The organism is Streptomyces sp. NPDC047043 (assembly GCF_040644055.1).
Taxonomy (GTDB): Bacteria; Actinomycetota; Actinomycetes; order Streptomycetales; family Streptomycetaceae; genus Streptomyces.
In genome coordinates this window covers 16,685-29,553 of the sequence record NZ_JBEYVO010000002.1, presented here as the reverse complement: position 1 = coordinate 29,553, position 12,869 = coordinate 16,685, and the positions used below count along the sequence as shown (strand labels likewise).

The following is a 12,869-nucleotide window of genomic DNA, read 5'->3' as shown; positions in this document are numbered from 1 at the left end:
TCGGCCACCGTCGCCCGAAGACACACCCACGCCCTCGTCCGGACAGGAGCCCCGTGTCCCGCCCCACCGCCCGCACCGGTGACCGTCGTACCTTTGCCCTGCCGCCCTGGCTGGCCCACGCCCTCCGTGCCCAGCGCGGCCCCGTTCCCTGGAACGCCGTGGTGCGAGGGGCGCTGGCCGGCGGGCCGCTCCTCCTCGCCGCCCTCCTCCTCGACCGCACCTCCCTCGGTGTCGTCGCCGCCATCGCCGCCATGCTCGCCGGGATCAACGACCGGCCCGGCAGCCGGCGGGCGTCCGTCGAGCGGATCGGGGGACCCGCGCTCGCGGGAGGTGCCGGGCTGCTCGTCGGGACGTATGCCGGGGAGCACGCGGGAGCCGTCGTACTCACCCTTCTTCTCACCGGGATCGGGCTGATTGCCGGTGGCATCAGCGCTGTCGGGCCCGTGGCCTCCGGCGCCGGTACGCAGTTGCTCGTCGCCTCCGCCATCGGGGCCGGGATGCCCGTCCCGGAGGCGGGCTGGCTGCGCGCCCTCGCCTTCCTCGCGGGTGCCGGATGGCTGCTGGCGCTCCGGCTCGTGCTGCCCACCCCCGGCGGCACCGTCGGCGACTTCCGGTTCGACGGGGAGCGGGACGCCGTGGCGGCGGTCTACGACGCCGTCGCCGATCTTCTCGACGCGGCCGGGTCGGACGAGGGCACCGCCCGCCGTGCCGCACTCACCGCCGCGCTCGACCATGCGCAGGACGCCCTCGCCGGGCCGCGGCTGCGGAGGTACGCCTCATCTTCCGCCGAGCGGCGGCTGCACGCGCAGTACGCCGCCGCGCTGCCGCTCGCCGAGGCCGCGACCGCGCTCGCCTGGGCCGGGGAGGCCGTGACCGGGCGGGCGGCCGAGGGGCCACGGCGACTCGCCGCCGCCGTACGGGAGAACACGCACACCGGGCCGCTGCCCGCGCCCCACCGGTCGGCTCCCGCGCTGCGCGCCCTCGACGACGCCCTGCTGCACGCCGCCGAGGCCTTCGACCGGGGCAAGGGCGGCGATCTGCACACGCGGAGGCGGTCGCCGCGGGACCTGCTCCGGGTCGCCTTCGGGGCTGGCGGGCGGGAGTACGGGCTGCGGGTCGCCCTCTGCTTCGGGGCCAGCGCGGCCGTCGCCCAGGCCCTGCACCACGCCCGCTGGTACGGGCAGCACGAGCACTGGTACTGGCTGCCCGCCACCGCCGTCTTCCTCGTCAAGCCCGACCTCGGGCCGCTCGTCTCGCGGGTGCTGTGCCGGGCGGCCGGGACCGTGCTGGGGGCTCTTGTCTTCGCCGGGTTCGCCGCCGTACTGCCCCGGCCCGAAGGGCTCATCGCGCTCGTCGCCGTCAGCGGCGCCCTGATCCCCGTCGCCACGCGGCACTTCGCCGCCCAGACCGCGGTCGTCACCGTGCTGGTCCTGGCCCTGGTGATGGTCGGCGGGGAGCCGCAGGCCTCCGCCGGACGGATCGGCGAGACGCTGCTCGCCTGCGCGATCGTGCTCATCGTCGGGCATCTGCCGATGCCGGGGCAGCAGGCCGGGGGAGTGCGGGCCCGGCTGACCGCCGCGGGGAGCGCCGCGCACGCCTACCTCGCCCACGTCCTGCGCGAATCCCGCGCCCCCGTCACCGCCCCCGACTCCCGCGCCACCCGCTGGACCCTGCGCCGCGAGGCCTACCGCACACTCGCCGAGGCCCGTACCGCCATCGCCCTCGCCGCCGCCGAACTGCCCGCGCTCGCCCGGCACTCGGAGGGTGCCGACGAGGTCGTGGACACCCTGGAACGGCTCGTGGACGCGACCACCGCATGCGCCGTGCACCTCGACGACTCGGGCCGCCTTTCGGCCGGAGACCGGGAGCAACTGGTCGAGCTGCTGGACGAGTTGGCGAGGGATCGGGAGCGGACGGGGCTACGGCTGCCTGAGCTGCCGTTGGCCGTGTAGCGCGCGGTTCGGTGCAGTGCTATGTCACATGCCACAGGCGGTGCAATGTGACATAGCACTGCACCGCCCCCTCACCGCAACAACCGCCGCTCCTTGGCCACGGCCACCGCCCCCGCCCGCGTCTCCACCCCCAACTTCCCGTAGATCCGCCCGAGATGGGTCTTCACCGTCGCCTCGCTGATGAACAGCGCCCGGGCGATCTCCCGGTTGCCCAGGCCGCGGGCGAGTTGGCCGAGGATCTCGTGCTCGCGGTCGGACAACGCCGGGCGTGGGCTGCGCATCTGGGCCAGCAGACGGTCGGCCACGGGCGCCGACAGCGCCGTACGGCCCGATGCGGCGCTGTGGATCGCCGCGAAGAGCTCGTCCGGGCGTTCCGCCTTCAACAGATACCCCGTGGCGCCCGCCTCGATGGCGCGGGTGATGTCGGCGTCGGTGTCGAACATCGTCAACACCAGTACGCGCGGGGCCGGTTCAGCGGCCGTCAGCTTCCTGGTCGCCGTAACTCCGTCCATCCCCTCGCCGAGCTGGAGGTCCATCAGCACCACGTCGGGGCGCAGGCGCGCGGCGGTCGCAAGTGCCTCCTCGCCGCTGCCCGCCTCGCCGACCACCTCGATGCCGTCGGCACTGGACAGCAGAGCGCGGAGCCCGGCGCGGACCACCGCGTGGTCGTCGCACAACAGCAGCCGTACGGGCGTAGTACGGAAGGACGTGGTCACGAGACCGCCTCCCGCAGGGCCAGCGGGATCGCCGCCGACACGACCGTGCCCTCGCCCGGCGTGGACTCCACCGTGAGGGCACCGCCCGACTGCCGGGCCCGGATGCGCATGGCGGGCAGCCCGTGCCCGCGGGTGCGGTCCGGTTCCGTCGGCAGCGCGGCCGTGTCGAAGCCGCGGCCGTTGTCGGCGACGTCCAGCGAGATCTGGTCGTCGAGGCAGGTCAGCGTCAGCGCGGCCCGGGTCGCCGCCGCATGTTCGCGTACGTTGGCCAGTGCGCCCTGGGCGATGCGCAGAAGGGCGGCCTCGAGCCGCTCCGGGAGCCGGCCGGGGTCGCCGTCGAGCCGGAAGCCGACCGTCAGACCCGGCCCGCTCTCCCGCTCGGCGAGTGCGCTGAGCGCCGCGGGCAGTGACTGCTCCGCGAGGTCGGCCGGGGCCAGGTCGTGGACGAAACGCCGGGCCTCGGTGAGGCTGCGGGAGGTGATCCCGGCCGCCTTGCGGATGTGCCCGCGGGCCGCCTCCGGGTCCGTCTCCCACACGCGCTCGGCGGCCTGCAGCAGCATCTGCTGACTGGACAGGCTCTGCGCGAGGGTGTCGTGGATCTCCGTCGACAACCGCTGCCGTTCTGCCAGTACGCCCGCCCGTCGTTCGGTCGCCGCGAGGTCGCGGCGGGTGCGGACCAGGTCGTCGATCAGTGCGCGCTGCCGGGTCGCCTGGCGCTGCAGATGGACGAAGACGGCGGTGGCGACCGCGGCCACGGCGACCGGGGCCACGACCATGTTGGGGTTCAACGGGCCGTCCGCCACCCGCACTTCGGAGATCACGACCAGTGCGGTGAGTACGGCGGCCAGCGGCACCGCGATCCGCGGCGGCAGCGCGTACAGGCCGGCGAACAGCAGCGGCATCGCACACCAGGTCGCGCTCGGCGCGAGGGCCAGCAGCGCGGCCCAGACCGCGGACACCGAAGCCAGCCAGGCCAGATGGCGTGTGGTGGGCGGGGTTCCGGCGCGCGGGGGCGGGGCGAGGAAGTGACCGAGCACGTAGAGCACCGCGAAGGCCGCGAACAGCGCCACCACCCATCCGGCCCGCGCACCGCCCTGGTCGCGGGAGAGGTAACGGACGAACGAGGAGCACAGCAGCAGGAAGAACGCGGCGTGCACGACCGCGGTCAGCCGGCGCTCGTCCGGATCGGTGGTGTTGTCCATGTTCCGTGTCTAACGCGGCCGGGACCGGATCGCATCAACCGATCGGCTGACATCGCGATCGCCCGAACCGCGCGGCGAGCGGCGCCCATCGACCGAGCCGGACACCGCGTTCCCGCACCGAGGCTGGCAGCAGTACCCACACCACCGCCTCGGAAGGCCCGGGAACCATGCCCGCCAAGAACCTCACCGCCGACCGTTCCGCCCTCACCCACCGCATCGCCTACGCCCTGCGCCATCCCGACCGCGTGCCCCGTCATCTCGCCCGCGCCGCCCGGGACATGTGGCTGAGCCGCCGACACCCGGACCACATCTCCTACTACCGTGCCGTGATGCGCTCCGACACCCGCACCGATCCGGACGCGGCGGTCGGCAGCCGCAACCGGGAGCGCTGGCTGGCGCTCGGCGCGATGCAGTTCGACTACCTCGTCGGCCACGGACTGAAGCCCGAGCACCGCATGCTGGAGATCGGCTGCGGCAACCTGCGCGGCGGCTGGCGGTTCATCCGCCACCTGGAGCCCGGCCACTACTACGGCATCGACATCTCGCCGGACATCCTCTTCGCCGCGCAGGACACCGTCGTCGACATGGGCCTGCAGAAACGGCTGCCCACGCTGACCCCGGTGCGCGACCTGACGCTGCGCTTCCTGCCCGACGCGCACTTCGACGTCGTACACGCACACAGCGTCTTCTCGCACTCCCCGCTGCCGGTCATCGAGGAGTGTCTCGCCGGCGTCGGCCGGGTGCTCGCACCGGGCGGCTGGTTCGACTTCACCTTCGACCGGACCGAGGGCGAGGAACACCACGTGCTGCGGGAGGACTTCTACTACCGCACCGAGACCCTCGTGGCACTGGCCGAGACGTACGGGCTGCGGGCCCGGTTCATGGACGACTGGGAGGAACTCCCGCACGGCCAGTCCAAGATCCGGGTCACCGCACCCTGAGAGCCCGGTGCCTACGGCCCCACCCGCACCCACACCGGCGCATGGTCCGACCCCGGCGCGCCCCGCCGCTCGCCCGGATCCTGCCCCACCGACGGCAGCCGCAGGGTCCCGTCGCCCGGCAGCCCCGTCCCGGCCGCCGTCACCCGGCGGACCAGGCGGTGGCTCACCAGGATGTGGTCGATCAGCTCCCGGCGCCCGGAGTTGATGCGGGAGTAGCGCTGCTCGGCGGGGATCAGCGGAGCCATGTCCCACAGCCGCTCGGCGTCGCCCTTGTCCGGCTTGTCGTAGCCCGGCGTGCCGATCTCGGAGCCCGGCGGGCCCAGCAGGATCTGCGTGGTCGCGGCCTGCACCTCGTCGTTCAGGTCGCCCAGCACGGCCACGTCCCGCTCGCGTCCGTCCCCGGCCAGCAGCTCGTCGGCCAGCGCGCGCAGGGTCGTCGCCTCGGCGGCCCGACGGTAGAGGGCGTAGGCGCCGTAGCGGGCCCGCTCGCCCTCGTCGCGGGGGAAGAAACGGCCTCCCGGATACGACAGCAGCTTCGACTTGAGGTGGGCCACCGCGACCCGCGCGGGGCCGGCCTCGGCCGCCACCTCGACGGCCAGGAAGCCGCGCCCCGCCGCCGACACCTCGGCACCGGAGTCGTCCTCCTGCACGGGCCGCAGCTTCGCCGGGAAGGCGTTCGTGTCGGCGACCACCTCCATCGCCGTACGGCTCAGGAAGCCGACCCGGATGCCCCGGTCGTCCGGGTGCCCGGACAGGGCGAGGTGCCAGTCGCCGTCCAGCATGCCGACCAGGTCGTCCAGCGCCTCGGGCTCCCCGACCTCCTGCACACCGAGCAGCGTCGGATCGAGCTCCGTGATCACGGCGGCGAGAGCGGCGAGCTTCGTCTCGTAGGCGGCCTTGTCCCTGGGCCCGAAGGGGCCGCCGGGCCGGTACAGATTCTCCAGGTTCCAGGTGCCGAGGAGCATGCCGGGCCCCTTTCCAGAGCCGTAGCGCGAGCCGAGTGAGCCCAGGGTGCCCGAGGCTCTGCCGGCGGACCAGGCCGGGGACGCGGGGTTGGGCACGAACTCCCCCAGAGGGGTGACCCCCATCGCGTCGACGCCTTCCTCCGCCTTGCAGCCGCACGCTCCGAACCCCGCTCATCTCAGCAGCGGATGAGACACCGCCGCCTTCCCTCGCCGGGTCCGCCGGCCAGGCCTCTCGCCCGGCCGATTCCGCGACTCAGCCACGACAGGATGCGCGGTTCGGGGCACGCAGCCCGGCGACCGCGTCGTACGTGGCGGGATGACGGACTCTCCCGCCGGTCACCTCCCCGCCGATCTCATCATCACCGGATGCACCGTCCTCGTGCACGACGATCAGGAGCGGATCGGCTTCGAGGAGGACGCGGCCGTCGTCGTACGCAACGGAGTCGTCGAATCGGTGACGACCGCCGCCGCGGTGACGGACCTCGCCGCGGCCGAGCGCATCGACGCCCGCGGCCAGGTCGCGATGCCCGGCCTGATCAACTGTCACACGCACGCACCGATGGTCGCGCTGCGCGGCGTCGCCGAGGACCTGCCCACCGAGGAGTGGTTCAACGACGTCGTCTGGCCCATCGAGTCCAACCTCACCGAAAAAGACGTGGAGTTGGGCGCCCGACTGGCCTGCGCCGAGATGATCCGCGGCGGCGTCACCTGCTTCGCGGACCACTACTTCGCCATGGACGCGGTCGCCGCCGTGGTCGACGAGAGCGGACTGCGGGCCCACCTCGGCGAGGCGTACTTCTCCTCCCAGGGCCCTCAAGGCCTGGAGAAATCACTGGAGTTCGCGCTACGACACCAAGACGGCGCCGGCGGCCGCATCACCACCGCCCTCGCCCCGCACGCGCCCTACACCGTCGACGACGCCGACCTCACCGCCACCGCCGAACTCGCCCGCGAACACGGCCTGGCCGTCCACATCCACGCCGCCGAGAACCGCGACCAGACCGCTGTCAGCATCGACCGCCACGGCGTCACACCCATCGAGGTCCTGCAGCGCACCGGCATCCTCGACGCCGACGTCCTCATCGCCCACGGCACCGGCATCGCCGAGCGCGACCTGCCCGTTCTCGAGAACGCCGCCGGTCGCGTGGCCGTCGCCTCCGCACCCCGCGGCTACCTCAAGTTCGCCTGGCCCACGACCACGCCGATCCGTGCGCTGTACGACATCGGAGTCCCCGTCGGCCTCGCCACGGACGGCGCCGCCTCCAACAACTCCCTCGACGTATGGGAGTCGATGGCGCTCACCGCCCTCATCCAGAAGTCCACCACGGGCGACCCCCGCTGGCTGACGTCACGTCAGGCCCTGCACCACGCAACCCTGCAGAGCGCCCGGGCGGTCGGCCACGGCGACACCCTCGGCGCCCTCCGGCCCGGCCACCGCGCGGACATCATCCTCGTCGACCTCACGGGCCCGCACACCCAGCCCGTCCACGACCTCGCCGCGACCCTGGTCCACAGCGCCCGCTCCTCCGACGTACGGACGACGATCGTCGACGGCCGGGTACTGATGCGGGATCGGCAACTGCTCACCCTCGATGTCCCGGCGGTGGTACGGGAGTTGGGGGAGCGGATGCCTGCGTTGCTCGATCGGGGCCATGGGCGGCGGATCCAGGATTACAAGACCTGAAATCCGGTCCGGGAGAAGCACTTTGACGCCAACCCCGGGTAACTGGACCGTCGCACTAAGTGGTTTCACGCTACACATGAAGGCCGGGACGTACGTACTCGTCGTGACGGGGAGGGCCGGCCGGGTGGAGCTGACGATCGACGTCGCGTTACTGCTCGCTGTCATCATCTACGTGCGGATACGGCGCAAGGTGCAGGCCCGCAGCCGTTCCGACCAGTGGCTGACCGTCTTCATCGCCCTGGCCTTCGGCGTACTGATCGCCCCGACCGCCTTCGGCCAGGGCGTGTTCAACGTCGTCGGTCAACTCGCCCAGGGCGTAACCCAGTCGGGCACCCCGTGACCCCAGGGCCTGCCCGGCGGATCAGGCCGACGTCGCGGGCCCTGGTGCGCGCTCCCCCAGAGGGGGCCCCAGCGGCGTCGTCGTCGGTTGCCGACTGCGTCGACGCTCTCCTCCGCCTTGCAGTTGCACGCACCAGGGCCCGCTCGGGGCGGCGGCGAGGAGCTGTTTCTTGCAGTCGGCCTGATCCGCCGGGCAGACCCTAGGCTGACCCCATGGATCCCGCCGACGGCCTCCTCGACCACCCGTACGACGTGTACCGGCGACTGCGCGACACCGCGCCGGTGCACCGCATTGCCGGGCCGGACGGTACGCCCGCCTGGCTCGTCACCCGCTACGACGACGTCCGGGCTGCGCTCGCCGACCCGCGGCTCTCTCTCGACAAGCGGCAGGCCACGGCGGGTACCTACAAGGGCTTCTCCCTGCCGCCCGCGCTCGACGCCAACCTCCTCAACATGGATCCGCCGGACCACACCCGTATCCGCCGCCTGGTCGGCCGGGCCTTCACCTCGCGCAGGATCCAGCAGCTCCGCGCACCCATCCGCCGCACCGCCGACCAACTCCTCGACGCCCTCGGCCCGCACGGCACCGCCGACCTGGTCGCCGCCTACGCCGCGCCCCTGCCCATCACCGTCATCTGCGACCTGCTCGGCATCCCGGACCGGCACCGCATGGACTTCCGCGTCTGGACCGACGCCCTTGTCGCCCCGGACCCGGCCGCACCGCCCGAGGCCGCCAAGGAGGCGGTCGTGGCCATGCTCGGCTACTTCTCCCGGCTCCTTGCCGACAAGCGTCGCGAGCCCGCGGACGACCTGCTCTCCGACCTGATCGCCGTGCGCGAGGAGGGCGACCGGCTCAGCGAGGACGAGCTGATGTCGCTGGCCTTCCTCATCCTCTTCGCCGGGTACGAGAACACCGTCCAGCTCATCGGCAACGCCGTGCTCGCCCTGCTCCAGCACCCCGAGCAACTGGCCGCCCTGCGCAAGGACATGACGCAACTCCCGGCCGCCGTGGAGGAGTTCCTGCGCTACGAAGGCCCCGCGCTGCTCGCGATCCGGCGCTTCCCCGTCGAGGACGTGACCATCGGCGGCGTCACGGTCCCCGCCGGCGAGACGGTCTGGGTGGCCCCCGGCTCCGCCCACCGGGATCCGGCCCGCTTCCCCGACCCGGACCGCCTCGACATCACCCGCGACGCCTCCGGTCACCTCGCTCTCGGTCACGGCATCCACTACTGCCTGGGCGCACCCCTGGCCCGTGCCGAGACCGAGATCGCCGTCGCCGCCCTCCTGGAACGGTTCCCCGAAATCACCCTCGCGGGCGGAGACCTGCGGTGGCGCCGCTCCCTGCGCGCCCGCGGCCTGGTCGAGCTCCGGGTGACGTACGCAGTGACGCGCTGAGTGTCGAACGCATCAGGTGTCACGACGAGTACGAGGAATGAAACAGAAAGTAGTCGGAATACGGCAAAGATCTTCACTAAGTGACCGGATCCTCACGCTCCGCGTTGAACCAGTGTCAACTACGTCTCAGTCCCGCAACTGAGCGAGGCTTTCGGCCCCTGGAAGGCGTTAACTCCTACAAGGACGACGCTTTCTGGAGGTGCGAGATGGTGAACGGGCGAACAGTGCTCGAACGCTTTCCCGCAGGTGGGCCGCGAGGCTCGTGGCCGGCGGAGGAGTTCGCGCACGCGCGACGACTGGAAGGACTGGCCGCCGAGGTCGTCATGGACCTCGCGACGGACACCTTCCTGGTGGTCGTCCGCAGCGACATGACCGCCGACGTGGTCGCCTGACGAGGTGAGCCCGCCCCCGGGGCGGGCATTCCCTCCCCTTCAGCTTGCCTTCGGCACCGGCGCCGTGAACTGCTCCGCCTGGAGCGAGTACAGCTCCGCGTAGATGCCGCCGCTGGCCAGCAGTTCGTCCGGGGTGCCGGTCTCCGCGAGCCGGCCCTGGTCGAGCACGTGCACCAGGTCCGCATGGCGCACCGACGCCAGCCGGTGGGTGATGAGGATGACGGTCTGGCCGGCCGAGGCCAGAGCGCGGATCTTCTCGAAGACCTCCAGCTCGGCCCGCGCGTCCAGCGCCGCAGTCGGCTCGTCCACCACCAGGATCCGGCCTCGCCGGTAGGCGGCCCGCGCGATGCCCAGCCGCTGCCACTGACCGCCGGACAGCTCGTGCCCGCCGCTGAACTGGCGGGCCAGCAGGGTGTCCAGGCCACGCGGCAGATCGGCCACCACGTCCCCGGCGCCGGCCTCCACGAGCGAGGCTCCCATGCGCTCCTCGGTGAGGGGCGCGGAGGAGCGGCCGATCGCCACATTGACCCGGGCAGTGAAGGGCCAGCGCTTGAAGTCCTGGGCCACCATCGCGACCCGTTCGGCCAGTTGGAACCGGTCGGCGGTGGCCGCGTCCACGTCGTCCCACAGGATCCGGCCGCTGTCCGGTTTGTACAGGCCCGCCAGCAGCTTGACCAGGGTCGTCTTGCCGGAGCCGTTCTCGCCGACCAGTGCCACGATCCGGCCGAGGGGGACGGTGAGGGTGACATCGTCCAGGGCGGGGCGCGCGGACTCACCGGGGTAGCTGAACGTGACGTTCTCGAAACGGATCTCCCGCGGCTCCTCGGGCAGCGCCGCACCGCCGGCCGGGATCGCCCGCTGGGCCGCCTCGACGTACAGCTTCTGCAGGTCGCCCACGAACAGGGCGTCCTCATGGAGCGAGTTGACCGCCACGACCAGGTTGTCCAGGCTCGACGAGCCCGTCCGGATCGCGATCACCGCCGTACCCGCCACCGACAGCGCCATCGCCCCGGCGAGCAGCAGCCCGGCGAGTGTCGCGTACGTCGCCACGCTCGCCAGGCCCGTCCAGGCCGACGCGATCACCCCGGTGCGCGCCGCCAGCCGGGCCAGCCGCGCCTGCTCGGCCTCCGCCGTCTCCGCCATGGCGCGGTAGTGCCGCAGCAGGAAGGGTCCGACCCCGTGCACCCGGATCTCGGGCGCCGCGTCCGGTTCCGTGAGCAGACTGCTGAGCAGATGGCCGGCGCGCACATGCTGCACCCAGGTGTGCCAGGACTCGTAGTGCCGCCGGGCGTTGGTCAGCGCGCTCCACGCGGTCGGCAGCGTCATCGTCGCCAGTAGCGGCAGCAGCACCGGGTGCAGCACGGTCAGCACGCCCGCCGCCGCGATCAGCGAGATCAGCGCGCTCACCACGCGCGTGGCGTACGAGATCATCCGGCGCGCCGATCCGGCGCCGTACTGGGCGGTGTCCAGCAGCTTGTGGAAGGCGTGGTCCTCGATCGCGGCCAGCTCCACCGCGGCCGCCCGCTCCAGATACAGCTCGGTCGCCACCCGCTCCACCTTGGGCTCCAGCCGCCCGGTCGCATACGTCGACGCGGCCCGCAGCAGCGCCCCGACCAGGGCCACGGCGGCCAGCGCGGCCAGTACCGGTACGGCACCGCGCAGCCGGTCCCCGATCGAACCGCCGCCGATCAGCCGCCCCAGCACGCTGTTCATGGCGAGCAGGCTCACCGCCTGCGCCACACCCCGGCCCGCCTCGGCCGCCAGCACGATCCGCGCCGCCCGCCGGTCGGCCTGCCAGGCCAGCCGGAAACTCGACCCCAGCAGGGCCGGCAGCCGCGTCACCATGGCCCGGAAGTTCAGCTCGAGGAACGCGTCCGTGTGCTGGTTCCAGCCCATGTCGTAGCGCAGCGGCCCCCCGAAGAGCAGCTGCTCGGACTCGGACACCTCGGGACTGCCCGAGTCGCCCCTCTTCTTGCGCCCGCCCCAGCCCCGCGATTTCCCCATCGCCGGCCTCCCCCGATCCGCGTCGCCATGTCGACGAACGGCCACTATCGCGGGGCCGGGTCCTCGGGGGCAGGGCGCATGTCGGAGGGGGGTGAGCGCGCGGGCGTACGCCTTGCGACAGGGCCTGCAACGGCGCGATGTTTACGCAACCACGAAGGGCCTAAGCAACCACGGGCCGCGACCAGGAGGGCGTCGTACCGGTCACCCGGCACAGCGCCAGATACAGCGGGATGGGCGGGGTGTACGGAAAGGTGCCGGTCGGCCGGTGGATGAGGTCGGGGACCGCCGGGGCGTCCGGAACAATCGCCCCGGCGGCGTACTGAGCGGGCGCCGGCCACTCGAGTGCGTAGTCGGAGTCGGACGGGACGAGCCACCACCAGTGCGCCCGGTCGGCGTAGACGCACCCCACGCGCGGCAGCCGCGGCAGCACCAGCGGGCCGAAGCGGGCGGGCACCGCCACCGCGTCGCAGCCCAGCGGGGCCGTCATGCCCTCGGGCACGGGCAGCCGCCGGGGAGTGCCCGGCGAGTGCAGCTCGCGCCGCAGGCGGACCAGCGTGTCCAGGTTCAGCACCCGGCCGCCGGACGCGCTCCTCACGACCGCCCCCCGTCCCGGTCGCCCGCGAAGTCGTGCCGGGCCTCCGCCTCGTCCTCGTCGCCCGAACCGCCGGCGGGACCGGGTTTCGGGCGGGCTCCCCAGCCCAGGTCGTTGCAGGGCCCGCAGTCGTGACGCGGAGTGTCCGCCTTGCGTGGCAGCTGGGCCCAGACCAGCAGACCGGGCCCGTGCTCGTGGGCGCCCCAGGCGTCACAGAGGGCATCGATGAGGAGCAACCCCCTCCCGTGCTCCTCCTCGGGCCGCGCCCGCGACGGATGGGGCTCACCCGGTGAGCAGCCCTCGTCACGCACGGCTATGCGCACCTGGTCCTCGCCGTCGTGCAGCTCGCAGACTATGCGGCTGCTCGCCGTGTGCACGAGGGCGTTGGTGACCAGTTCGGAGACGACCAGAGCCGCGGTGTCGCGGATGTCCTCGCACACCGACCACACGGCGAGCCGGGCCCTCGCCAGGCGTCTGGCCTGCGCGGGAGAGCCCGGATGTGCGGCCAGCTCGAAGCGGAACCGGCGCTCGGCAGCGGCCTGGTCGGGGCCTGCTCCCGCGGCTGCGCCGAAGCCCTGGCGGTGGCCTTCGACAGCGTCTGTTCCTAAGGGCGCGGACGGAATCACGCTTGCCACTATCGCCCCGCCGTGAACACTTGGCAAGTGTCACTCTGAAAAATGCAGAGTG

At 72.7% G+C, this 12,869-nt stretch carries 12 protein-coding genes; 6 read left to right on the top strand and 6 right to left on the bottom strand.

The annotated features are described in order from the left end of the window. Nucleotides 1-53 precede the first annotated feature (53 nt). Entirely contained in the window at nt 54-1,952 is a 1,899-nt protein-coding gene (locus tag ABZ880_RS03195; RefSeq protein ID WP_361255993.1) for an FUSC family protein, read from the top strand. Nucleotides 1,953-2,023: 71 nt separating this feature from the next. Here ABZ880_RS03195 and ABZ880_RS03190 read toward each other — a convergent pair whose 3' ends face one another. Together ABZ880_RS03190 and ABZ880_RS03185 are read right to left on the bottom strand one after the other, a co-directional pair. After that, nucleotides 2,024-2,668, bottom strand: coding sequence for a response regulator transcription factor (locus ABZ880_RS03190; RefSeq protein ID WP_361255990.1), 645 nt, complete (start codon nt 2,666-2,668; stop codon nt 2,024-2,026). Next, nucleotides 2,665-3,870: a sensor histidine kinase gene (locus ABZ880_RS03185; protein WP_361255987.1), complete on the bottom strand. Its 1,206-nt coding sequence runs from the start codon at nt 3,868-3,870 to the stop codon at nt 2,665-2,667. The genes ABZ880_RS03190 and ABZ880_RS03185 overlap by 4 nt, the downstream gene beginning before the upstream one ends. Nucleotides 3,871-4,037: 167 nt before the next feature. Here ABZ880_RS03185 and ABZ880_RS03180 point away from each other — a divergent pair, with 167 nt between their 5' ends. After that, entirely contained in the window at nt 4,038-4,811 is a 774-nt protein-coding gene (locus ABZ880_RS03180) for a class I SAM-dependent methyltransferase (RefSeq protein ID WP_361255985.1), read from the top strand. A gap of 11 nt (nt 4,812-4,822) precedes the next feature. On the opposite strand, the gene ABZ880_RS03175 is transcribed toward ABZ880_RS03180, so the two are convergent. Then, the gene (locus ABZ880_RS03175) at nt 4,823-5,776 is read right to left on the bottom strand and encodes an endonuclease/exonuclease/phosphatase family protein (protein WP_361257056.1); all 954 of its coding nucleotides are present in this window, start codon (nt 5,774-5,776) and stop codon (nt 4,823-4,825) included. A gap of 316 nt (nt 5,777-6,092) precedes the next feature. On the opposite strand from ABZ880_RS03175, the gene ABZ880_RS03170 reads away from it, so the two are divergent. The 4 genes from ABZ880_RS03170 (at nt 6,093) to ABZ880_RS03155 (ending at nt 9,586) form a co-directional block, all read left to right on the top strand. After that, entirely contained in the window at nt 6,093-7,460 is a 1,368-nt protein-coding gene (locus ABZ880_RS03170) for an amidohydrolase (protein ID WP_361255982.1), read from the top strand. 76 nt (nt 7,461-7,536) lie between these two features. Next, nucleotides 7,537-7,800, top strand: a complete 264-nt coding sequence (locus ABZ880_RS03165; RefSeq protein WP_361255979.1) for a hypothetical protein — start codon at nt 7,537-7,539, stop codon at nt 7,798-7,800. Between the two features lie 212 nt (nt 7,801-8,012). Continuing rightward, on the top strand, nt 8,013-9,194 hold the full coding sequence (locus ABZ880_RS03160; RefSeq protein ID WP_361255976.1) for a cytochrome P450: 1,182 nt from the start codon (nt 8,013-8,015) through the stop codon (nt 9,192-9,194). Between the two features lie 206 nt (nt 9,195-9,400). Continuing rightward, nucleotides 9,401-9,586 carry a hypothetical protein gene (locus ABZ880_RS03155; RefSeq protein ID WP_361255973.1) on the top strand — a complete coding sequence of 62 codons (186 nt, stop codon included), beginning with the start codon at nt 9,401-9,403 and terminating at the stop codon, nt 9,584-9,586. Nucleotides 9,587-9,625: 39 nt separating this feature from the next. Here ABZ880_RS03155 and ABZ880_RS03150 read toward each other — a convergent pair whose 3' ends face one another. The 3 genes from ABZ880_RS03150 to ABZ880_RS03140 all read right to left on the bottom strand — a co-directional run bounded on the left by ABZ880_RS03150 (nt 9,626) and on the right by ABZ880_RS03140 (nt 12,817). Next, nucleotides 9,626-11,590: an ABC transporter ATP-binding protein gene (locus tag ABZ880_RS03150; RefSeq protein ID WP_361255970.1), complete on the bottom strand. Its 1,965-nt coding sequence runs from the start codon at nt 11,588-11,590 to the stop codon at nt 9,626-9,628. Nucleotides 11,591-11,750: 160 nt separating this feature from the next. Then, a complete protein-coding gene (locus tag ABZ880_RS03145; RefSeq protein WP_361255968.1) occupies nt 11,751-12,185 on the bottom strand; it encodes a hypothetical protein in 435 nt (144 codons plus the stop codon). Then, entirely contained in the window at nt 12,182-12,817 is a 636-nt protein-coding gene (locus ABZ880_RS03140; RefSeq protein WP_361255965.1) for an ATP-binding protein, read from the bottom strand. Before ABZ880_RS03140 ends, ABZ880_RS03145 begins: the two co-directional genes overlap by 4 nt. Nucleotides 12,818-12,869: the final 52 nt, after the last annotated feature.